Source organism: Embleya hyalina, from assembly GCF_003967355.1.
GTDB lineage: Bacteria > Actinomycetota > Actinomycetes > Streptomycetales > Streptomycetaceae > Embleya > Embleya hyalina.
On sequence record NZ_BIFH01000041.1, the window covers coordinates 54,105 to 76,857 of the forward strand.

Below are 22,753 nucleotides of genomic sequence, written 5' to 3' on the forward strand. Positions count from 1 at the left end.
TGCGTCGCCCTCGCGATCGAGCCGGCCGACTCGCCCGACCCCGGGAACGCGCCGTCTCGGTGGACCGAACGAACACGCCGCCGTGATCGCGAGCATGCCCGGCATCGGACCACTCCTCGGCGCCGAGTTCCTCGCCGCGACAGGCGGCGACATGGCCGCGTTCGTCACCCCCGACCGCCTCGCCGCCTTCGCCGGCGTCGCCCCGGCCCCGCGCGACTCGGGCAAGGTCAGCGGCAACCTGCGCCGCCCGCAGCGCTACAACCGGCGCCTCCGAAGCGTGTTCTGCACGTCCGCGTTGATCGGCATCCGCTGTTGCGAGGAGTCGCGACGGTTCCACGACCGCAAGCGGGCCGAGGGCACGCGACACACCCAGGCCGTCCTCGCCCTCGCCCGCCGCCGCGTCAACGTCCTGTAGGCCCTGCTGCGGAACGGAGTGACGGACGGTGCTACCAGCCCACACCATCCGTCACCCTCGCCGCTTGACAACAAGATCAGGAATCACGGTTCGTGCGTCGGGTCGGTCCGCAGTGAGCGGATGTGGCCGAGGTGTTCAGACATGGCTCGGTGTACGCCTTCACCGTCTCCGGCGATGAGCAAATCGAGGATTTTTGCGTGCTCCTGCGCCGTGACGACCGGCACGGCGCGCTCGGGGAGCGCCATGAGGCCGTACAGGCACGAGCGCTTGCGCAGGTCACCGACTACCTCGATCAAGCGCTGGTTGCCGGCGAGGGTGAGCAGGCCGAGGTGGAACCGCCGGTCGGATTCCAGGTATCCGACGAGGTCGCGCCGCTCTGCGGCGGCCACGATCGCGGCCGCCAGCGGGCGCAGCGCCTCCAGTGCGGCGCGGTCGGCCGTCCGAGCCAGGCGTACCGTGACCGGGATCTCGATCAGCGAGCGGATCTCGGTGTATTCGTCGAGGTCGCGGCCGGAGAGCACGGCTACCCGGAAGCCCTTGTTGCGGACCACCTCGACCAGGCCCTCCCTGACAAGGTCGAGCACGGCCTCGCGGACCGGGGTGACCGAGACGCGGAACTGGGCGGCCAGGGTGCGCGCCGAGTAGACCACATCGGGGCGTAGCTCGCCGGCGACGAGTGCGGTGCGCAGGGCGTGCGTCACCTGGTCGCGGAGGCTCCTGTGCCCCTGCACGCGCGGCAGGTTGAGCGGCTGGTCTCCGGTTTCCGCCACGGAGGTGGTTGGTCCGGTCGACACCTCGGCGTCTGCGATCATCCGGTGGTTCCTCCGATGGCGTGGTCGTGTCTACGGTCACTGGGCAATGTCACCGTGGACCCGCCGCTCCGGTCGGGTCGGGTCGGCGGCAGGCTCGCCGTGCAGGCAGGGGCTGAAGCCGTGGTGGGCGCCCGGCGCGGCGCCTCGGCGAGGGTCGGGAACACGGCGCCATCGCTGGGGCGGCGAGCCGGCGCGGCGCGGTTTTGGATTTGCGTCACCCGTCCGACGGCAGGTTCCGCAGGTGGACGTCACCTCGCCGGCGCCGACCCGCCCGCATGCAAACGGCTCGACGTCTGCGCCAGGCACTGTGAGGTGAAGGCAGGCAACCGCTCTCCGGTCCAGGAAGCGATCCTCGCCTGGACGAGCCGGTCCTGTTCGCAGGAGTTCGGGAACCGGGGTGATCACGCCGCCCCATGAGTATCTCCGCCGTCGCACACTTCACCCATGAGGTCGCGTCCGCCGGTTCGCCGCCCGCCGCCTGCGGGTGTGCGTCGGGCTTCCGTCGTGACGGGTGCGTCGATCCAGGCGGCACCCGACCGGGGGATCGACTGCAACAGTTTGACGGTGTACGGGTCGGTCGGATGGTCGAGGATTCGGTCCACCGGACCGGATTCGACGAGACGTCCGCGATGCATGATGCAGACGCGCTCGGTGATCTGCCGCAGCATCGAAAGGTCGTGCGTGATGAAGATGAAGCCGACTCCCCGTTCGCGCCGGAGCGTTGCGAACAGGTTGACGATCTGGGCTCGTACCGAGACGTCCAGGGCGGAGACGGGTTCGTCACAGACCAGGAGCCGCGGGTCGACCGCGAGTGCCCGGGCGATCGCGACACGTTGACGCTCTCCGCCGGAGAGGGCGGCCGGTTTGCGTTGTGCGTACGCGGGAGGGAGACCGACCGTCTTCAGCAGGTCGGCCACCCCTCCCGCGGTGTCCTTGACGCCGCGATCGTGCGACCTGATCGCCTCGGACAGGGTCGATCCGATGCTTCGCATCGGGTTGAGGCTCGCGTAGGGATCCTGGAAGACCATTTGCACGGTCCCACGAAGGCGACGTCGGTCCGCGGCGCTCAGCTTGGACCAGTCGTGCGCGGGAACGCCGTCGATGCAGATGTCTCCGCTGGTACACCGCTCGAGCCCGAGGAGGGTACGGGCGAGGGTGGTCTTGCCCGAGCCCGACTCCCCGACGATGGCGACACTCTCGCCTTGGTTCACCGACAGCGACACCCCGTCGAGCGCGGTGACGGTGCGCTTCCCGATGCGGAACTCCTTGCGCAGGTCCCGGATTTCGATCAGCGGTCGCTCCGACCGCGCCTCGCTCGTCGGGGGCTCCGCGACGTCGATCCGGGCGCGCTTCGCGTCCATGGCGGCACCGATCTCCGGCAGACGCACACACGCCGACCGGCGCAGCCTGCCGACTTCGAGCAGCGGCGGCCGTCCCTGGCGGCACGTGTCCGCGACCCACTCGCACCGGGTGGCGAAGGCACAACAGTCCACGACCTCGCGGGCCTTGGGGACCGACCCGGGGATGGAGGGAAGCTCGACGACCCGGCGGTCGAGCGAGGGCTCGGACAGCAGGAGGCCCTGGGCGTAGGGGTGCAGCGGCCTGGATTCCAGGTCGGCGGCGGGCGCGACCTCGATGAGCGAGCCGCCGTACATCACGTGGATGCGGTCGCACATCGCGAAGGCGACACGCAGGTCGTGGGTGATGAGTACGAGGCTCATTCCCCGCGCCTTCTGGACGCCGCGCAGCAGGGTGAGCATCTCCTTCTGGGTCGTGACGTCCAGAGCCGTCGTCGGTTCGTCGGCGATCAAGATCTTCGGATCGCGGGCGAGCGCCGCGGCCACGGCGACGCGCTGGCGCATTCCCCCGGAGAGCTGGAAGGAGTACCGGTCCGCCACGGAGGGGTCGGTGAGTCCGACCTCGGCGAGTCGGCGAAGGACCTCCGCCCTGCGCTCGGATCGCGGCGGGCGTCGGCGGCCATCCCGGATCAACGACTCCTCGATGATGCGCCCGCAGCGAAACACGGGGTTGAGCATCGTGAACGGGTCCTGGAGTACGAACCCGATCTCGCGTCCTCTGACGTGGCTCCACTCGCGTTCGGACAGCTCGAGGAGGTTGCGGCCGCCGTACTCGACCTGGCCGCGGGCGACGAGTGATCCCGGCAGGAGACCCATGATGGCGCGGGCGGTCAGGGATTTTCCGCTCCCGGACTCGCCGACGATCCCGACCGTTTCGCCCGGGGCCAGGTCGAGGTCGAACGAGGACACGATGGGGTCGGTACCGTCCGGACCGACCGCGTCGACGCCGAGGTCGCGCACCTTCAGGACGGTGCTCGTGGTCGTCTCGTGCGCGGCGGGGCGGTGCGACTTCCCGGGGGCGATCACTTGCTTCCTCCACGACTCGAAAGCGACTCGTACAACCAGTCGCCGATGATGTTCATCGAGACCGCCGTCGCCACGATCATGGCGCCGGACGCGAGTGCCGCCGCGGGGTTCTCGAAGAGCAGGTTGGTTCCGTCGCTGAGCATGCGGCCCCAGTCCGGCGAACCCGGGTCGACCCCGAAGCCGAGGAACGAGAGTCCGGAGAGCGCGACGATGGCGCCGGCGAAGGTGAGGAACGCGTTGGCGACGGCGGTCGCGGACAGATTCGGCCAGATGTGGAGGAGCATGATCCGTCGATTCGACAGGCCCAGCGCACGTGCGGCTTCGACGTAGGGCAGGGTCGCCTGCTCCAGCGTCGCGCCTCGGATGATGCGCGTGTCGAAGGGGATGGTGAGTACGAGGAGGAGGGCGACCGCCATCCAGTAGCCCCCGCCGAACGCACCGGCGACGACCACGATGATGAGCAGTCCGGGCAGCGCCCACATGAAGTCGACCCAGCGCATGACGATCGCGTCGACGGCACCGCCCTTGTATCCGCTCCACAGGCCCAGCAGGTTCCCGATCAGCATGGAGCCGATCGTGACGACCAGCGGGCCGACGAACGCGGTGCGTGCTCCGGCGATCAGCCTGGAGAAGACGTCTCGACCCAGTTCGTCGGTGCCGAGCCAGTGGCCGGAACCGGGCGGGGCCAGGACCTCCGTGAGGTGTTGCGCGGCCGGGTCCTGCGGGGCCAACGCGGCTCCGAAGACGGTCATGAGGACGACGCCGGCAACGATCACCAGGCAGACCAGTACGGTCCAGGGCAGGCGCTTCGAGCGGCGGCGCGTGGACTTCCCGAGGTCCCCGAGCTGCGGGACGATGGCACTCATGTGGTCGACCTTCCGTGCCTGATCCGGGGATCCGCGGCCATGTAGAGCAGGTCCGCCGCCAGGTTCGCGACCATGATCAGCGCGGCCACCAGCAGCGCGATGGCCTGCAGGGTCGGGAGGTCCTGGCTCGCGGCGGATCGCACGAGCAGGTCGCCGATCCCGGGGATCGAGAAGGTGACCTCGACGAGGACCGCTCCGGTGACCAGGGAGGCGAGCAGGGGCACGCTGACGGTGATCACGGGGATCAGGCCGTTGCGCAACGCGTACAGCAGGTACACCCGGCGAGACGTCAGTCCGCGTGCTCGGGCGAAGGTCACGTAGTCCTGGTCGAGCACCTTGATCATCACGGCCCGCGTGTGCTTGACGATGAGCCCGGCGCCGGCGATCGCGAGCGAGATCGCCGGGAGGGTCAGGTGCCAGAGCTTGTCGACGAAGCCGGTGCCGGCGCCGAAGACCGGGAACCAGCCCAGAAGCACGCCGAAGACATAGAGCAGGGCCACCGCGCCCACGAAGACCGGCGTGCTGAACCCGACGATCACCGAAGCCACGATGCCGCGGTCGACGGCCGTCGATTTCTTCGCCGCCGCGGCCAGGCCCAACGGTATTCCGATGAGCATGGTCAGCACGTAGGCAACGCCCGCGAGGATGAGGGAGTTGGGCAGTCGTGCGTTGATCTCGTCGGTGACCGGGAGTGTCGAGACCGAGGAGTTTCCGAAGTCGAACCGTACGGCGTCCTTCAACCAGATCCAGTACTGGGTGAGGAACGGTTCGTTCAGGTGGTACTGCCGTCGCAACAATTCCTCGGTCTCCGGGGTGCGCCTGCGGGTGCCGAGCAGGTTGCCCACGGCGTCGCCGGGGGTGATGTACAGCAAGGAGAAGATGACGAACGAAATCAGCACCAGCATCCCGGCGTAGACCAGGATCCGGCTCACCACCAGGGAAGCGGTCGCTCGTGTTCGCATCGTTGCCTTGTCTCGTCGGGGCTTTCGGCCGGTGTGGCCGCGGCTCTCCCGGCCGCGTCGTGCGATCACGACGCGGGCTTGAGTTGCGCCACCCACGCGGCCGGACCGTACGCGGAGGAGAAGGGGTTCAGCTCGGGCCACGCGAACCTGCCGGACAGCGCCAGAGCGTTCTTGCCGAGGTAGAGGGGGATGTAGGGAACATCCTCGGCGGCGAGCCTGTCCAGGGCGGAGTACGCCTGGAATCGGCCGGCCCGGTCGGTCGTGGAGATTCCCGCCTTGACCAGCTTGTCGGCCTCCGGGTTGCGGTAGGCGGCGTAGTTCGCGTAGGCGACGTCGGCCTGGGAACCGTCGAGGAGGAAGCCGGCCGTGGTGTTCGGCTCCTCCGAGCAGTCCAGGCGCTGGATCGTGAGCTGGACCTTGTCCTTGGCTGCTCCTTCACCGACGCGCTGGGTGTACTGGGCCTCGGAGAGGACCTTCACGTCGAGTTCGATCCCGGCCTTCGCGACCATGCCTGCGATGGCCTGGGCGATCTTGGGACGGACTCCGTCCTCGGGAACCTCGAAGGTTCCCTTGACGCCGTCCGGGTGGCCGGACCGCGCGATCTCCTCCTTCGCCTTGGTCAGGTCGAACCCGTACGTCGGGAGCGAGCCGATCATGGCGTCGATGTCCGCCTTGTCGGCCACCTTTGCCAGGACCTGGGCCGGGAGCAGGCTGTCGTAGGGAACCGCGTCGTCGCCTTCGGCGATCGCGAGGTCCTTGCGGTTCAGCGCGTAGGCGAAGGCGCGCCGGACGTGCACGTCGTTCCAGGGGTCCACCTGGGTGTTCAGCGACATGAACGTCTGCTTGCAGCCGGGGACGCTCACCGGCTTCGCCTTGGAGCTCGCGGCGAACGCCCGGGGGTCCGCGAGCGGGTACACGGCGTCGAGTCCGCCGGACCGGTAGGCGAGCGCGGCGCTGGTCACGGTCTTGAAGGGCTTGACCGACACCTTGCGGATCGTCGGCGTGCCGCCCCACCAGTCCGGGTTGGCGGAGAACTCCGCGCCTTCGGTCGGGTTCAGGGTGTCGACCCGGTACGGCCCGGTCGCCATGGTCAGGGTGCCCGGCTTGCCGAAGTCGGTCTTGTGCTCGTCGTGGAACTTCTTCTGGAAGATGCTCGCTCCCACGCTGGCGAGCAGTGACAGCACACTGGCGTCGGCCTGTTTCATCGTGAGGACGACGGTGTACGGGTCCTTCGCGGTCACGTTCGCCACGTTCACGAACAGCGACTCGTACGGGGACGGCGACAGGCGGTCGTAGTCGAGCGAGGCCACCACGTCGGCCGACGTCATCTCGGTGCCGTCCCAGAACTTGACGCCCTTGCGCAGGTGGAAGACGTACGTGAGGGCGTCGGGGGTGTCCCACGACTCCGCGAGACCCGGGGCCAGTTGGCCCTCGGCGTCGGCGGTGAGCAGGGCGTCGTAGACCGTGGCGAGCAGGGCGTTGCCCGAGGTCAGCGTGAGCGGGTCGACGCTGTCGAGGCTGTCCGCGACGATTCCCCACCGGAGGTGGTCCGCTTTCCCGCCGATGGCTCCCGGCTTCTCGGCGCCGTTGCAGCCGGTCAGCAGCGCTGCCACACATACACCGGTGGCGCCGACCGCCACGAGTCTCTTGGACCTCTTACGCGTCATGACCGTCCTCCTCGTGCCGGGGATCCGACCCCGGCCGATTGTGTGCCGCCTGCTCGAACGTGATCAGGCTCACGGATTCGGACGAGAGTATGTCCGTGGATCGGAACGGTTCTGGTGACGATCTTCCAAGTTTTCCCGCCCGAATCGTTCGGCCGAACGAACTTGCGCAACCTTCCCTTCACCTTCGCCCGGGTCCGCCGGAGGTTGTGGCCGTGGGTCGCGCGAACGTCATTTTTGGTAACCGAAGATGAACAGGAGTCGCAAGTTCGTTCACTTTTCCCAAGACGTGCGGTCGGGCTTCTCGTAAGGTACGGAAGGTATGAGCGAGATGTCCGAACCACAGCGTGCGAGCCTGTCGAGGATCATCAATGACCTGGGCGGCACGTTCCTCGAGGTGATCGTCGGTGACGTGAAGGCGCACGAACAGGTCGGCGCCGTCGTCATGCACGACCCCGGAGACGGCAGGGCGCTTCCGCCCGAGGCTCTGGTCCTCGGAATCGGCGTGTACGGCGCCTCCGACGTCACGGAGCTGCTGCGCCTGCTCGGGACGCGGAACGCCGCGGCCTTGATCGTGCGGGCGCCGCTGGACCGCGCGCCGGAAGTCCTGGATGCCGCCCACGACTCGGGCGTCGCCCTGCTCACCCTGACGGAGGGCGCGGACTGGCTTCAGCTCGCCGACCTGCTCCGTACCGTCGTGGCCCAGGACGATGTCGGGGACGACGTGACGAGCACCCTGGGCGGTGTCTCGGCGGGCGACCTGTTCTCACTCGCCAACGCCGTGGCGGCGCTGATCGACGCGCCCGTCACCATCGAGGACCGTCGCTATCGGGTGCTGGCGTTCTCGGGGCGACAGGACGAGGCGGACGCCGCGCGCATCCGGACCATCCTCGACCGCCAGGTCCCCGAGGTCTACCTCCGCGAGGACGAGGGTCGGGGAGTGTTCAAGGCCCTGTACCGCACCGAGGGGCCGCTGTACGTCGAGGCCTCCAAGGTCAGCGAGAACGAGATTCCGCGCCTGGCCATCGCGGTGCGCGCCGGCGACGAGATCCTGGGGTCGATCTGGGCGGCCGTCGCCGGACCGCCGTCCCCGGAACGGTCACAGGCCCTGATCGACGCCGGCAAGCTCGTCGCGCTGCACCTGCTGCGTCGACGAGCGGGAGCGGACGTCGACCACCGCCTGCGCGCGGATCTGGTGGCCACCGCTCTCGAGGGAGGACCCAAGGCCGCCTACGCGCTCCGACGCCTCGGGTTGCTCGGGAGGACCGTCAATGTCGTCGCGATGGACATCATCGACGACGGCGTGCACGAGACCGATCCGTCGCGGCACGCGAGTGATCGTCAGCGTTTGGCGGACGCGTTCGCGATGCACTTCAGCTCGGTCGCGGCACGCTCCGCGACGGCCCTGCTCGGCAACGTGTCGTACGGGCTGATCCCCCTGACCGGGAGCGTCGAGCAGAGCGAGCAGCGCACCAAGCGACTCGCGGTCGACTTCCTCAAACGCACGGGGACGCGGGTGCCGGCCGTCATCGGCGTCGGCATCGCGACCGGCGACCCGATCCGCCTGGACGAGTCGCGGGCGCGAGCCGACCGCGCACTGCGCGTCCTGCGCGCACGGGGAACGCCGGGCACGGCGGCCACGATGTCGGAGGTGCACTACGACGCGCTGGTGCTGGAGCTTCAGGACCTGACCCTGGCGCATCGAGCCCCGGTGGCCGGCCCGTTGAGCCGGATCCTCGAGTACGACGAGCGGCGCAACGGAAGCCTGCGCGAGACACTCGAGTGCTGGCTGAACGCCTTCGGCGACATCCACGCGGCCGCCGCCCTGGCCGGGGTGCACCACAACACGTTCCGCTACCGACTCAAGCGGCTCGGCGAGGTCGGGGAGATCGATCTGGAGAGCCCCGACGAGAGGTTCGCGTTGATGCTTCAGCTGCGTCTGATGAACCCCGCGGTCGAATGAGTCGCCGCGTCACGGCGCGGCGCTCGCCTGCGTGGCGACCACGTGCGCGGCCAGCGCTCCGGCGACGCCGATGAAGGCGTAGATCTCCTCCACGTCGGCGCACCGGATTCGCACGGTGTACTCCGACGTGCGTTCGGCCGTCGCGACCATGGCGACGAGGTCGGCACTCGCCGACAACTTCAGGTCGATCTCCACCTCCAGCGCGGGCGGGACGATCGCGGGCCGGATCGACGAATCCGCGACGGCTCGCGCCGCGCCTTCCCGGATGCGCGCGCCGGCGGTGGTCGGGGACAACGCCTCGGCGGAGGTGTACGAAAGGTGGCGCTTGACCTCGACGCGATGCACGCCCTCGACGCCCGCGATCCCGGCCGAGCAGGTCCGATCGTCTCCCGTGATGAGCTTCACCGGAACTCCGAACCGGCCGGCGTACAGGGCGTTGACGTCCGCCTCGGAAACGGCCCGGCCGTTCAGCCGAAGCTCCGTCCAGAACCCCGTGAACGTGTGCGAGAGCACCCCGGAGGCGCCCGCGGCGGCGTGGTACCCGATGAACAGTGCCGCGTCGAAGTCGCCGTCGAGGCCGTGCACCATGCCGCAGGTGCGGGGGCTGCCGTTGATCAGCCGCGCACGTGGGTCCAATCGTGCGGGCAGGATGTTGTCCATCGGGCCGTGGCTGTCCGCCACCACCACCCGGGTCGCTCCCGCGTCGAACGCCCCGGCGACGGCGGCGTTGGCCTCCGCGGTCATCAGTTCCTGGCCGCGCGCGTAGGTGCGGTGCCCGGGGACGACGTTGTGCAGGCGCGAGACACCCGCGACGCCCTCCATGTCCACGCTGATGTAGATCGAACCGGTCATCAGACCCTCCTCCTCGATACCTCGATACCTGGATGCCTGGATGCCTGAGAGGCGGACGTCGGTCAGCGCACGTCGTGGAAGGCCGCACGGAGATCCTCCGGGTCGAGCCCATACGCGGTGAAGCCGCGCGCGCCGGTCATCGTCGGGGCGGCGAGCATGGCGTTGACGATCGACTCCTCGGTGGCCTCGACCACGGCGCGGAACAGGTCGTCCAGCGCTTGATGCGGGACCGCGAAATGGCGCGTCAGCGGCGGGTATCCGCCGGCATAACCCTCGGTGGGCACGTTTTCGGTCGCCGTGGAGAAGGCGAGCATGATGTCGCCGCTCGAGTCCTGGATGCCGCCGCCGACCCGGCCGACGCCGATGCCGGTTCTGGTGGCCAGCCGGCGGCACTGGTCGGGCAACAGCGGGGCGTCCGTCGCCACGATCACGATGATCGATCCGGAACCGGGCGGCATGGACGGCTCTCCCCCCGGCTCGATCCGCCCCGGCAGGGGGACCTGTGCCAAGCGTCGGTGGCGGCCCACGGGTCGGCCGTCGACCCTGAAGTCGTGGCGGGTCCCGTGGTTGGCCTGGACGAGTACGCCGACGGTCCAGCCGCCGGCGCGCTCGTCGAGGCGACGCGACGCGGTGCCGATCCCGCCCTTGAATCCGTGGCACACCATGCCGGTTCCCCCGCCGACACTCCCCTCGTCGAAGTCGGCGGACGCCGACGCGTAGGCCGCTCGGACGTGCTCGCCGGTGACGAACTGGGCGTTGCCGCTGTTGAACGACAGGTCCGCGGTCTCGCCCACCACCGGCAGGGAGAAGGCGTTGCGGAAGGTGTCGTGAGCGGTGTCGATCGCGACCAGGGTGTCCCTGACGACGCCGACGCTGTGGGTACCCGTGATGGCCAGGTCCGTGGTGAGCAGACCACTTTCGCGAACCCACTCCAGACCCGTCATCTCGCCGTTGCCGTTGAGCGTGGCGGAGCCCGCGAACAACGGCCGGGTCCGTACGTGTCCCGGCCGTGGGCGCACCACGGTCACCCCGGTGCGGGCGATGACGTCGTCGTCGCGAATGACGGTGGTGTGCCCGACGGTGACGCCGGCGACATCGCTGATGGCGTTGCGTGGTCCCGGGGAAAGGATTCCGGTCTCGATGCCGAGGTCACGAAGCCTGGTCATGGGTTTCCTCTCGGTGCAGGGGAAGTTCGATCCTGCTGGGCAATCGGGGTCCGTGGGACACGGAGTGGGAGCCGCGTTCGGCCTCGGTGGCGCCGAGGTAGTCGGCGGATCCGAGGTTGACGGCGTAGAGCGGGAAGAGGCTGGAGGTCACGACCAGGCGCAGAGCGTGCCCCGGCTGGAACTCGTGCGCCACCTGCGTCATCGGGATCCGGTAGCCGACCGGGACACCCGACCGGAACGCGGGCACCGATCCCGCGCGCACGACCCCGTGTGCCAGGTGAACGGTCCTCGTCTCGCCGGGGAACACGTCCTCGAGGGAGACCACCCAGTCGGCGTCGTCGCGATCGGTCTCGGCGAACAGGTGGACCACCGGTGTGCCGCGGACGAGTGTGGGGACGTCGACGGTCGCGGACGTGTACGTGAGCGTGTCGTCGCGGCCGGTCGCGAACGACGTCTCGAGGGTGAATGCCGCCGAGCCGGTCCGTGAGAAGGACCCATGACCCGGCTGCCAGGGCACGGGGTTGTCGGGATCGTGGACGAAGTGATCGGCCGCCTCGCGGGTCGGTGCGTGGGGTGTCAGCTTTCCGTCTCCGATGCGGGTGTTCGCCCGCCCGGCGGAGGTCAGCCACAGGGTCTCGACGTCGTCGGCCGCCGACCACCGGTCGAGGTCCTCCCAGGCGTTGCGGCCCGTGACGAAGACACGTACCGGGGCGGGAGCCCGGGGCGACGGGTCGTCTCGCAGGTGGTGGTCGAACCACTCGAGGAGCAGTTCGTCCGGGTCGACGACGGAGCCGGGCCCCCACTCGACTCCACCCATGATGCTCACGGGTCTGCGGGTTCGGGCCGAGTCCCACGGCCCGATGACCAGCGAGTGCCGCCCGCCGGAGGCGGAGACGCTCTCCCAGTGCTTCATCGTGGCGCTCAGTCCGCCGTCCCACCAGCCGGATACCAGGAGGGTCGGCGCCGCGTTCGTCTCCGCCCCGCCTCCCGAAGTCAGGCTGCTCCAGTGCGGGTCCCGGGGTTCGAGGTGGGCGAGCCAGTCGGGCCACGGCGCGTCCGGCCTGCCCAGTGCCTCGTGCATGCCGGACAGCGGCCGGCTGCGGAAGATCGACCTCCAGGGGGGTGCGTCGACGGGTCCTCGCACCCGGCCGCCGACGAGGTGCATCCAGAACAACCAGTCGAGTCGGACGGCACCGCCCCGTGTCGGCAGGCCCTCGGCGGCGGCGAACGGAGACCACACAGCGAGCGCGTCGACCGGAGCGGCCGACGCGGCGGCCAGCGCCGCGAACCCGGCGTAGCCGGCACCGAAGGAGCCGAGGCGGCCGTTGCACTCGGGAAGGTCGCGGGCCCAGGTCACGGTGTCGGCACCGTCGGTGGCCTCGTGGCGGAACGGCTCGAACTCGCCGTCCGAGTCACCGCGGCCGCGCACGTCACCCGCGACCACGATGTATCCGCGTGCGGCGAGCAGCTTGAAGCGGTCCGAGGGGACCTGCGGCGCCGTGCTCGCGGGAGGCTTCTGGTCCGCACGGTTGTTGTCATACGGCGTCCGGGTGACGAGGACCGGGTAGTCACCCGGGTCGGCCGGCATGTAGACGTCGACCGAAAGTTCGACCCCGTCCCGTGCCTCGACGCGTACGTCGAAGCGGGAGCGCACGCGGGAGACGTCGGTGAATCTCATTCCGCTCCTTTGTTGTTCTCGATGGGCAGGACGAGCCGCGAGGGGTGCTTCGGACCGTGGTGGACGGTCACGCTCACGACGCGCGAGTCCACCGCGTCGGCCCAGGGCTCGCCGGTGCCGAGGTTGCGTGCGAAGGCCGGGAACGCGCCTGCGGTGACCGCGAGCGCGATGCGGTGGCCGGGCAGGAACGTGTGGTGGAGCCAGACCAGCGGGATGCGCAGTCCGACGATCTCCCCGGGGTCGACGGGTGCCGAGCCGGGCCCGGAGCGCATCGAGACGCGCTGGAGCCCGCACGACCCGAGTTCGCTCCCGACGAGCATCATCCGGCCGTCGGGGTGTACGTCGAGAAGCATGACGCTCACGTCCGCGTCGGGGGCGTCCAACGAGACGAAGACGTCGAGCTCGGCCCGACCACTCGCGTCGACGGGCTCCTCAAGCGTCGGGCCTCGGTAGACGAGGACATCGGGGCGGCGCAGCAGGTAGCGCTGGTCGTGGGGTGGGTCGCTCCAGGCGAACAGGTCGAGGTTGGTGAAATCCCGGGCCGGCTCCTCCGGGTCGAACACGTACGTGTCGAAGGCCGTTTCCCCGGGAGTCGGCGTGAGTTCGCCGTTCCCGTTCAGCGTGCGGGCATCGCCGCCGCTCGTCAGGTACCAGTGGGTCGACTCGACCGCGGTGGACGGCCACTCGTCCAGGTCTTCCCACCGCATCGTCCCGGTCCGGAAGACCCGGCACGGATGGACGTCGGCATGCTCGTCCTCGTCCTTGAGGTGCCGGGCCAGGAAGCGCTCGACGTGTCCGACGGTGTCCATGACCGACCGGGAGACGTCCAGTCCTCCCAGCACGGGGCTCGGCGAACGGTTTCCTCCGTGGTCCCAGGCTCCGATCAGGAGCTGCGACCGGGCGCCCGCGGGCGACTGCGCCAGTCGGACCCATGTGGCCATCGTGCTCTGGTCGTCCCACCAGCCGACCGTGACCAGGACGGGCAGGTCGAGGTTCGCCCAGTCGTCGTCGCCGAACACGAAGTCCTTGCCGAGGTAGTCGATTTCCCCGTCGACGTACATGGGCCACCACCGTCCGCCGGTGCCGACCTGTTCGTGGAGGGTGCGCAGCGGCAGGTGTCGGATGTTCGGCCCCCACGAGGGGGCGCCGTAGTGCTGTTGGGTCCGTCCGGTCACCTGGTGGAACCACCAGCTCCAGTAGAGGTGCGGGACACCTGTGTCGAAGCTCGGTCGCGGGCCGAGGTCGGCGACTCCGATGGCCATCGGTGCGATGCAGCGCAGGTGTGGCGGCCGGGTCCGCGCGGTCCACCACTGGGTGAGACCTTCGTAGCTGAGCCCGACCATGCCGACCCGGCCCGTGCACCAGGTCTGCTCGGCGACCCATTCGATGGTGTCGTAGCCGTCGTCGCCGTCGTGCACGAAGGGCTGGAAGTCGCCGTCGGAGTCGCCGCGTCCTCGCATGTCGATCATGACGTAGGCGTAGCCGGCGGCGACGAGCCGCTGCATCCAGATTCCTGGCTTGCGGTTGTAGGGGGTCCGTGTCACCACTGCCGGAAATGGACCGTCACCGGCCGGGACCGTGATGTCGGCGGCCAGTTCGATGCCGTCGCGCATGGGGATGCGACAGTTCCACAGGGCTCGGATCTCTGTGGTGCTTCCCTGCGGTGCGGGCATCAGAAGGCCTTGGCGTACGCGTTCAGTGCCTGCTGGCCGCCGAGGTGCGCGTACAGCACGTTCGAGTCCTTGGGGATGTCGCCGTTGTGGATGAGGTCGATCAGGCCCGCCATCGACTTGCCCTCGTAGACGGGGTCGATGATGATCCCTTCCGTCCTGCCGGTGAGGCGGATCGCGTCGAGGGTCGAGGGGACGGGGATGCCGTACTCGTCACCGGCCCAGCCGGGGAGCACGGTGATCTCGTCCTGGCGCAGGTCGCGCTTGAGCCCGATGAGCTCCGCGGTCCTGCGGGCGATGCGATCGACCTGGTCGATCGTCTTCTCCAGCGTGGCCGAGGCGTCGATGCCGATGACCCGTCGGGGGCGGCCGCCCGCGTCCTGGAGTGCCGCGAAGCCCGCGATCATCCCCGCGTGTGTCGAACCGGTGACGGTGCAGACCACGATGGTGTCGAAGAAGGTGTCGAGTTCCCGCTCCTGGCGGGCCACTTCGTACGCCCAGTTGGCGAAGCCGAGACCGCCGAGCCGGTGGTCGGATGCGCCGGCGGGGATTCCGTAGGGCTTGCCGCCGCGCCTCTCCACGTCGTCGAGCGCCTGCCGCCACGAGTCACGGAAGCCGATGTCGAACCCGGCGGGGTCGAGTCGCACCTCCGCACCCATGACCCGGCTGAGCAGGATGTTGCCGACTTCGGTGCTCAACGGGTCGGTCCAGGAGGGCACCCAGTTCTCTTGCACGAGGACGCATCCCAGCCCGAGGTGGGCGGCGACCGCGGCGACCTGCCGGGTGTGATTGGACTGGTGGCCACCGATCGACACCAGCGTATCGGCCCCCTGGGCCAGCACGTCGGGGATGAGGTACTCCAGTTTGCGGGTCTTGTTGCCGCCGTAGGCCAGGCCGGAGTTGCAGTCCTCCCGCTTCATCCAGATCGAGGCGCCGCCGAGGTGGGCGCTCAGACGTGGGAGCGGGTGCACCGGGCTGGGGCCGAAGGTGAGCGGGTGGCGGGGGAAGTCCTCCAAGGACACGGGTCATTCTCCTCTGCGGATACGGAGATCGCCGACCAGGCCGTCAAGGGGCCTCACGCGATCGAATCGTCATTCATCCGGATGCCTCGCCTCGTGAACGAGGCCGAACCTCGTAGTCCGTCCCGGGCCGGACCGGGCACGAGCGGGCCGGGGCCGAGACACGGCCTAGCTGTTGCGTCCCCGCGCGGCGACGGCCCAGGGACGCATGCCTCCTTTCTCGTCGACCCAGAGGTACTCGGCCAGGTTGACAGCGGCACAGCAGTGGTTGGGAACCACCGCGACCTGGCTTCCCAAGGGAGGCAACGGGGCTTCGCCCATGTCCACGACGGCGTGGTGCTCGGAGACGAGAGTGATCCGGGCGTCCGGGTGGTCGAGCAGGCGTCCTCCTCCGGTGTTGAAGGCGGCCCTGTCGGCGGCGAGCACTTTGCCACCGGAGTCCAGGACCGCGCGGCCGCCGGCATGGCTGACGACCGTCGCACGACAGGTGAGCGCGATGTCCCGGGAATCCATCACCCCCAACTCCCACTGCTGGGCGTCCCCGAAGACGTAGACCCCGGGGCGCGCCTCGGTGATCGTCTCGGTCCGGGTGTGGCCCAGACTCGGCGTCGATCCCCCGCTGACCACCGCGACCTCGATTCCGGTGTCCTCCACGGCCGCGCGCGCGATCGAGAGCGCTCGCGCCTCGTCGACCGCGGCCGTCACCCCGCCGTCCCTTGCATAGCTGTGTCCCGGAAAGGTGAAGACTCCCCTCACCGTCGACCCCGAATTCGTCGCGGCGGTCGCGATCGGTCCGGCTTCCGTAGGTCGACAACCACTGCGGTGGTGGCCGCTGTCCACCTCGATGACCACCTCCACGCCGTAGCGACCCACCATGCGACCCGCCTGGGTCGCGCCTTCGACCGAGTCCACGCCGATCGCGACGCGGGCCTTGTAGGCCAGGGCGCCGAGCCGGCCGGCCGCCTGGTCGTCGACGTGCAGCGGGTAGGCGACGAAGAGGTCGGTCACACCGCTCTCCGCGAAGACTTCCGCCTCCCCGATCGTCGCCACCGTCAACCCGACGGCGCCGGCCGAGATCTGGCGCCGGGCGATCCGGGGCGACTTGTGGGTCTTGGCATGAGGACGGAGCGTGAGGTCGTTCGTCGAGGCCCACTCCGCGGCTCGGAGGATGTTCCGGTCGAGCCGCTCCAGGTCGACGTGCAGGTAGGGGGTGTTCGGCATGGCAGGATCCTCCTCTTCCGATCGGCGCCCTGATTGGTGAATCGATCCGAAGAAAAGCTGCAAGTTGGGTTGTTCGCACAACCGGCCGAGGGGAACGGCCCGGCACACTGTCCGACATGTTGACACCAATGGTTGACCGCCGGGATCTCCAACAGCGCCTGGACGACCTCGCGCACCAGTACCGCGTTCCGGGTGCCGCGGCCGGTGTGCTGGTCGGCGGGAGGGTCGAGGTCGTCGCCACCGGGATCGCGAAACTGGGGACGAGCGTTCCGGTGACGACGGACTCGGTGTTCCTGCTCGCCTCCCTCACCAAGGTGTGGACCGCGACGCTCGTTCTCCAACTCGTGGACGAGGGGCTGGTCGACCCGTCCCTGCCGGTGAACCACTACCTGGATCCGTCGCTGCGGTTGGCAAACGAAGAGGTGGCGCGCACCGTCACCGTCGGACAACTGCTCTCGCACTCCGGCGGGTTCTTCGGAGATGCCGCCGAGCCGAACATCCGGAGCGACGACGCGGTCGAGAAGATCGTCGACAGCTACCGCGACCTCGTTCAACTGCACCGGCCGGGAGCGTTGTTCTCCTACTCCAACTCCGGGTACAACGTGCTGGGCAGGCTCGTCGAGTGCGTGACCGGATCCACCTGGGACGACGCCTTGCGGACGCGCCTGATCGAACCGTTGGGGCTCGGCAGCACCTCGACACTTCCCGAGGAAACGATGACGAGACCCCTGGTGGTCGGTCACGTGCCGGCGGCACCGGGGTCGCACGATCTCGCGCCGGTCTCGACCTGGCTCGACCCCAGGACGTCGGGGCCGTGCGGGGGGACGCTCGCGGCAACGCCGGCCGACCTCTTGGCGTTCGCCCGGCATCACCTGGAAAACGGCCTGGCGCCGTCGGGCGCGCGGCTGATGAGTGCGGAGACCACGCGGAGCATGCGCGAGCCCCACGTCGTCCAGCCGGATCCGAGCCGCGGTCCCGCCTGGGGCTGGGGATGGTCGATCGAGCATCTCGAACCGCGCGTCGTCGGCCACATCGGGAGCACGTGCGGTCAGCAGTCCCGCCTGGTCCTGGCGCCCGACCACGGCGTCGCCATTTGCGTCATGGCGAGCGGTGACGTCCAGGGCATGGGCGACAAGCTGGTGTCCGAACTCTTGGAGCAGTTGGTGGGAGTCGGCCTGCCGGCCACGCCGGACCCGGTCGAGGCGGACGTCGATGTCACGCCGTACGTCGGGCGGTTCCGGATGAGCGACGAGGCGACGATCGACGTACGCGCCGAAGCCTCCGGTCTCGTCGCGTCCTTCACGACGAGCGGCCGTTGGGCCGACTTCCACGGGGACTTCTCGACGCCGATGACCTACGCCGGCGGAACGACGTTCCTCATGACGATGCCGCCCGTCACCGACCCGGTCGCGGCCACCTTCCTCTGGGAGGACGGAGCGGACGGGCCCGCGACCCACCTCGCATCACAGATGCGAGTCGCTCCCCGATCGGAAGCCTTCACGAGGTCGTGGCCGCGGCCCGGTTCCTCTCCGGACTCGGTGTGACTGCCGGCGTCGTGTGCCTGACCAGCCCGGACCTCGTCTTCCGATCGGCGCAAGGCGTGGGAGCGCTATCGCCTCGGTCCTGTTTCCCGTGGACAGCCCAGCCCCCTGGTCACGATCATGGACGCCCGCCCGCACACACTCGCCTTCCTGGCGGGGCTGCGTGGCGACCGTACAAGGAACCTGGGCGTTACCGAGCGACGATCGTCGATGTTGCACTCGACCCGGCCGGTCGCTGAGACCGAACTCCTGCGCCGCAGGCCCCGATCATCCGGGGTCGGCCGTGTGCGCGACCGCCCGGCACGTCCCCGCGCGACCCACCGCCGGACGGACGTGGTGGGGCTTTCTTCGGCAGTAACGCGAACCACTCCTCCGCCGCTGCGGCAACGACTTCCGCGGGGCCGATGTGCCACAACGCTCATCGGCCCCGCCCGTCTCCCCGGTCGAGCAGCCCGCCTGTGCGGGTCACCATGATGCTCCCGGCTTCTGGTCCGAATGAACGAACAACGCGTCCGGGACCCTTGGCACAGTCCCTCCTTGAGACGAGTTCGAGTTGAAGGGCTGTTGGACGTGACGAATGGCAAGCATTGCGTCGTGGTCGGTGCCGGCGCCGCCGGCCTGTGGACGGCGTGGGCGCTGAGCGAGGTCGGTATGCGCGTGACGGTGCTCGACGCCGGCGCCGCGGCCGCCGGCGCGTCCTGGGGCAACGCCGGCTGGATATGCCCCGCTCAGGCCGGGCCGGTGCCCGAGGCCGGCATCATCATGCACGGGCTGAAGGATCTCGTCCGGCGGGACTCCGCGCTCCACTTCTCGCCTGCGGCTCTCCTGCGCCTGGGCCCGTGGATCGCGACGTTCGCGCGCTACTGCAACGACCGGTCGTACTTCGACGGCCTGGCGGCGTTGTCCACACTCGGATACCCCTCCTTCAAGCTCATCGAACGACTCGGCCTGGACGAGCACTTCGACAAGACCGGTCTCCTGGCCATCTCGAAGAACCCCGCGGACGTGGAGCACTTCATCGAGAAGATCGAGCCGCTGGCGAAGTTCGGACAGGGGGCCACGACAGAGGTCTTGACCGGCAGCGCGGTCCAGGACCTCGACCCCGTGGTGCCAAGGGGCCAAGCGGCAGCGTTGATCGGCAACCACTGGCAGGTCGTTCCCCACAAGTACATGGCGGCGCTGATCGAGAAGGTGGTCGCCGCCGGTGTCGAGATCCGTGAACACGAGCCCGTGGAGCACCTCCACGTGCGGGACGGGCGGGTGCGAGCGGTTCGCACGAACCGCGATGTCCACGAGGGCGACCACGTGGTGCTCGCGGCGGGGGTGAACACCACCGCGCTGGCCCGCTCGATCGGTCATCACCTGCCGGTGATCGGAGGCAAGGGCTACAGCTTCGACGTCCGGCCGGGGCGGATGCCGAAGCAGGCGATCCAGACCCTCGATACACACCTGGCGATCTCTCCGATGGGCGGAACTCTGCGCGTCGCTGGGGCGATGGACTTCACCAACTCCCCGACCCGCATCCCCAAGCGGCGCGTCGACGCGATGCAGCGCTCCGCTCGGGCCCTCCTCGGACCGTGGACCGACCAGTCGGCCCCGTGGTCGGGGCTTCGTCCGGTGGCTCCCGACGGCCTGCCCATGATCGGCAGACTCGCACCGGACTCGAACGTGTTCGTGGCCACCGGGTACCAGATGCTCGGCATGACGATCTCCCCAGCTGCGGGTGTGCACCTCGCGGAGGCGATCGCCACGGGGGACGACGGCCGTACCGGGCCGTTCTCGGCGCAGCGCTTCGCTCGCAAGAAGATCAGGGCGTACCCACGATGACGGCTGTTCCGTCGTACGCGAACCCGACTTCACTCGCAGCATTCGGCCTTTCCCGGGTCGTCGACGGGCACAACGACCTCGCCTGGGCCTCCCGACTCGCAAGAAGCCACTCGGTCGACGGTCTCGACCGGGAAGGGCACGGGCTGCACACCGATCTCCCCAAGCTGCGTGCGGGCGGGGTAGGGGGCCAGTTCTGGTCGGTCTACGCCCCGAGTGATCTGGCGCCGGCGGAGGCCGTGCAGTACACCCTGGAGCAGATCGACTTCGTGCACAGGTTCGTCGCGCGCTATCCACAGGACCTCGTGGCGGCGCGAACGGGACACGACGTCAGGGCCGCGTGGTCGACGGGACGGATCGCTTGCCTGCTCGGGGCCGAGGGCGGCAACAGCATCGGCGGCTCTCTCGGTGTCCTCCGAGTCCTGGCATCGCTGGGACTGCGCTACCTGACCCTGACCCACAATGTGAACGTCGACTGGGCGGACTCCGCCACGGACGTCGTCAACCACGGCGGCTTGTCGGAGTTCGGTCGTGACGTCGTCCGTGAGATGAACCGGCTGGGCGTGCTGGTGGACCTCGCCCACGTGTCGACCGGGACCATGCGCGACGCCATCGCGATCTCCGACGACCCCGTCGTCTTCAGCCACTCGTCGTGTGCGACGTTGTGTCCGCACCCCCGCAACGTCCCCGACGACGTACTCGCGTCGCTCGCGGCCAACGGCGGGGTTCTCATGATCGCCTTCGTGCCGATGTTCCTCTCGAGCGACTACCGCGACTGGTTCGACAGCGGCAAGGTCGGACCCAAGCCCGTCGTCACGGTCGCCGATGTCGCGGATCACGTCGAGCACGCACGCGAGAGTGCGGGCATCGCGCACATCGGACTCGGGTCCGACTACGACGGGTTCGAGGACTTCCCGGTGTCGATGGGGGACGTCTCCGGCTTCGCTCCCCTGATCGACTGCCTGGCCGACCGTGGGTGGAGCGCTTCGGAGCTCGCCATGCTGATGGGCGGGAACATCCTCCGGGTGCTCGACGATGTCGTCCCGGCACAGCGGTAGGGCGTGATCCGATGCACGTGTTCAAGACGATGCACGTGTTCGAGACAGGGAGTTGGGATGAGTAGTGATTTCGTGGTGCGCGGCGGCCTCCTCGCGGACGGCACCGGCGCACCGCTCAGGCGCGCGGACGTACTCGTCCGGGGCGACCGCATCGTTTCCGTCGGTGAGGTACCCGATTCCGACGTCGCCGAGTTGGATGCCGAGGGCGCGGTGGTCGCGCCCGGCTTCGTCAACGTGCTCAGCCAGGCCTACGAGTCGCTCCAACGCGACCCCCGAGGTCTCTCCGACCTGTACCAGGGTGTCACCACCGAGGTATTCGGCGAAGGCTACTCGCTCGGCCCCGTGGAGGGCCGGATGCGTGCCATCGCAAAGGACTACGCCGAGCAGACGCACGTCCGGCACGAGTGGCCGCGGATCAACGACTACCTGAACCACATGGCGACTTCGGGCGTCGGACCGAACCTCGCCAGCTTCGTGGGGGCGGACAACCTTCGCATGGCCTTCGCCGGTCAGGAGGACCGGCCGCTGACGGCCGGCGAACTGACCGCCGCCTGCGGGCTCCTCGACGAAGAACTGGCGAACGGGGCACTGGGGCTGGGTTCCGCCCTCATCTACGCCCCGGGCATGTACGCCTCGACCGAGGAGCTGACCGCCTTCGCCGAGGTACTCGCCAGGCACGACGCGCTCTATATCTCGCACATCCGCAACGAGTCCGACGCGTTGCTCGAGAGCCTGGACGAGCTCATCACGATCGCCGAGAGGTCGGGAGCCCGGGCCGAGGTCTACCACCTGAAGGCGGCAGGCCGGGACAACTGGCCCTCGATGGCCCCCGCGATCGCGCGCATCGAGGAGGCAAGGGCCCGCGGCCTCGCCATCACCGCCGACATCTATCCGTACGAGGCGGGCGCCACCGGCTTGGACGCCTGCATCCCCCCGCGGTTCCACGACGGCGGTCCGGACGCCCTGCGCGGCAAACTCATGTGCGAGGACTTCCGAACCGCGGTCAAGGACGCCATCCGAGCCCCGGGAACCGACTGGGACAACTGCTACCTGAGCGCGGGCGGCGCGGACGGAATCCTGCTCCTGGGCGGCGACACATCCGAGTGGAACGGCATGACACTCGCGCAGGTCGCGACGCGGCACGGTGACGCGGATCCGCTCGACACGCTTGTGGACATCGTCGTGGCGGACTCGCGGATGATCATCGCCCTGTTCGAGATGACAGAGGACAACGTCCGTCTCGCGCTGCAGAGCCCGTGGGTCTCCGTCTGCTCCGACTCCGAGGCATGGACGGCTGCTCCGCCGTACAGCGACAGCCCGACACATCCGCGGGCTTACGGGTCCTTCGCCCGGGTGCTCGGCCCCTATGTCCGGGAGGGGGTCCTGCACCTCGAGGATGCGGTCCGGCGGATGACGAGTCTTCCCGCGCGGACGCTGCGTCTTGCCGACCGCGGCGTGATCCGCGAGGGCGCCTTCGCGGATCTCGCGATCTTCGAGCCCGACAAGGTCCGGGATCTTGCCACCTACTCCGACCCGCACCGGTACGCGGAGGGGATGCGGCACGTGGTCGTCAACGGAGTGGTCGCCTTCCGCGAGGGCGGGCCGACCGACGACCTGGGTGGGCGCGCACTACGACGCGGAAGCAAGTAGTCCCGCGA

At 69.2% G+C, this 22,753-nt stretch carries 16 protein-coding genes and 1 pseudogene; 6 read left to right on the forward strand and 11 right to left on the reverse strand.

The genetic code is table 11. The features are described 5' to 3' along the window. Positions 1–76 precede the first annotated feature (76 nt). Positions 77–483: pseudogene (locus EMA17_RS41155) on the forward strand (transposase); the annotation flags it as partial. Between the two features lie 15 nt (positions 484–498). Here the strand turns inward: EMA17_RS41155 and EMA17_RS41160 are convergent. The 5 genes from EMA17_RS41160 to EMA17_RS41180 form a co-directional block, all read right to left on the reverse strand. After that, the gene (locus EMA17_RS41160; RefSeq protein WP_126642351.1) at positions 499–1,227 is read right to left on the reverse strand and encodes a GntR family transcriptional regulator; all 729 of its coding nucleotides are present in this window, start codon (positions 1,225–1,227) and stop codon (positions 499–501) included. Between the two features lie 401 nt (positions 1,228–1,628). Beyond that, the gene (locus tag EMA17_RS41165) at positions 1,629–3,611 is read right to left on the reverse strand and encodes a dipeptide ABC transporter ATP-binding protein (RefSeq protein WP_246127230.1); all 1,983 of its coding nucleotides are present in this window, start codon (positions 3,609–3,611) and stop codon (positions 1,629–1,631) included. Continuing rightward, positions 3,608–4,477 carry an ABC transporter permease gene (locus EMA17_RS41170; RefSeq protein ID WP_126642352.1) on the reverse strand — a complete coding sequence of 290 codons (870 nt, stop codon included), beginning with the start codon at positions 4,475–4,477 and terminating at the stop codon, positions 3,608–3,610. The genes EMA17_RS41165 and EMA17_RS41170 overlap by 4 nt, the downstream gene beginning before the upstream one ends. Further along, positions 4,474–5,439 (reverse strand): ABC transporter permease, encoded by a 966-nt coding sequence (locus tag EMA17_RS41175; protein WP_126642353.1) that lies wholly within the window; start codon positions 5,437–5,439, stop codon positions 4,474–4,476. Before EMA17_RS41175 ends, EMA17_RS41170 begins: the two co-directional genes overlap by 4 nt. 65 nt (positions 5,440–5,504) lie before the next feature. Further along, positions 5,505–7,106: an ABC transporter substrate-binding protein gene (locus EMA17_RS41180; RefSeq protein WP_126642354.1), complete on the reverse strand. Its 1,602-nt coding sequence runs from the start codon at positions 7,104–7,106 to the stop codon at positions 5,505–5,507. A 319-nt stretch (positions 7,107–7,425) separates the two neighbouring features. Between EMA17_RS41180 and EMA17_RS41185 the strand changes: the two genes are divergently transcribed. Then, a complete protein-coding gene (locus EMA17_RS41185) occupies positions 7,426–9,066 on the forward strand; it encodes a PucR family transcriptional regulator (protein WP_246127231.1) in 1,641 nt (546 codons plus the stop codon). A gap of 9 nt (positions 9,067–9,075) precedes the next feature. Here EMA17_RS41185 and EMA17_RS41190 read toward each other — a convergent pair whose 3' ends face one another. From EMA17_RS41190 to EMA17_RS41215, 6 genes are all read right to left on the reverse strand, one after another. After that, positions 9,076–9,918 carry a M55 family metallopeptidase gene (locus tag EMA17_RS41190; protein ID WP_126642355.1) on the reverse strand — a complete coding sequence of 281 codons (843 nt, stop codon included), beginning with the start codon at positions 9,916–9,918 and terminating at the stop codon, positions 9,076–9,078. Between the two features lie 62 nt (positions 9,919–9,980). Continuing rightward, positions 9,981–11,084 (reverse strand): P1 family peptidase, encoded by a 1,104-nt coding sequence (locus tag EMA17_RS41195; protein ID WP_126642356.1) that lies wholly within the window; start codon positions 11,082–11,084, stop codon positions 9,981–9,983. After that, a complete protein-coding gene (locus EMA17_RS41200; RefSeq protein WP_126642357.1) occupies positions 11,068–12,762 on the reverse strand; it encodes a CocE/NonD family hydrolase in 1,695 nt (564 codons plus the stop codon). Before EMA17_RS41200 ends, EMA17_RS41195 begins: the two co-directional genes overlap by 17 nt. Further along, a complete protein-coding gene (locus tag EMA17_RS41205; RefSeq protein WP_126642358.1) occupies positions 12,759–14,435 on the reverse strand; it encodes a CocE/NonD family hydrolase in 1,677 nt (558 codons plus the stop codon). Before EMA17_RS41205 ends, EMA17_RS41200 begins: the two co-directional genes overlap by 4 nt. Then, positions 14,435–15,454 carry a 1-aminocyclopropane-1-carboxylate deaminase gene (locus tag EMA17_RS41210; RefSeq protein ID WP_126642359.1) on the reverse strand — a complete coding sequence of 340 codons (1,020 nt, stop codon included), beginning with the start codon at positions 15,452–15,454 and terminating at the stop codon, positions 14,435–14,437. The genes EMA17_RS41205 and EMA17_RS41210 overlap by 1 nt, the downstream gene beginning before the upstream one ends. Before the next feature lie 165 nt (positions 15,455–15,619). After that, a complete protein-coding gene (locus EMA17_RS41215) occupies positions 15,620–16,672 on the reverse strand; it encodes an alanine racemase (protein ID WP_126642360.1) in 1,053 nt (350 codons plus the stop codon). Between the two features lie 116 nt (positions 16,673–16,788). Here EMA17_RS41215 and EMA17_RS41220 point away from each other — a divergent pair, with 116 nt between their 5' ends. From EMA17_RS41220 to EMA17_RS41235, 4 genes are all read left to right on the forward strand, one after another. Then, a complete protein-coding gene (locus tag EMA17_RS41220; RefSeq protein ID WP_126642361.1) occupies positions 16,789–18,216 on the forward strand; it encodes a serine hydrolase domain-containing protein in 1,428 nt (475 codons plus the stop codon). A 567-nt stretch (positions 18,217–18,783) separates the two neighbouring features. Next, on the forward strand, positions 18,784–20,040 hold the full coding sequence (locus tag EMA17_RS41225) for an NAD(P)/FAD-dependent oxidoreductase (protein WP_160161746.1): 1,257 nt from the start codon (positions 18,784–18,786) through the stop codon (positions 20,038–20,040). Then, a complete protein-coding gene (locus EMA17_RS41230) occupies positions 20,037–21,095 on the forward strand; it encodes a dipeptidase (RefSeq protein WP_126642363.1) in 1,059 nt (352 codons plus the stop codon). Before EMA17_RS41225 ends, EMA17_RS41230 begins: the two co-directional genes overlap by 4 nt. Positions 21,096–21,152: 57 nt before the next feature. Beyond that, a complete protein-coding gene (locus EMA17_RS41235) occupies positions 21,153–22,745 on the forward strand; it encodes an N-acyl-D-amino-acid deacylase family protein (RefSeq protein ID WP_126642364.1) in 1,593 nt (530 codons plus the stop codon). Positions 22,746–22,753: the final 8 nt, after the last annotated feature.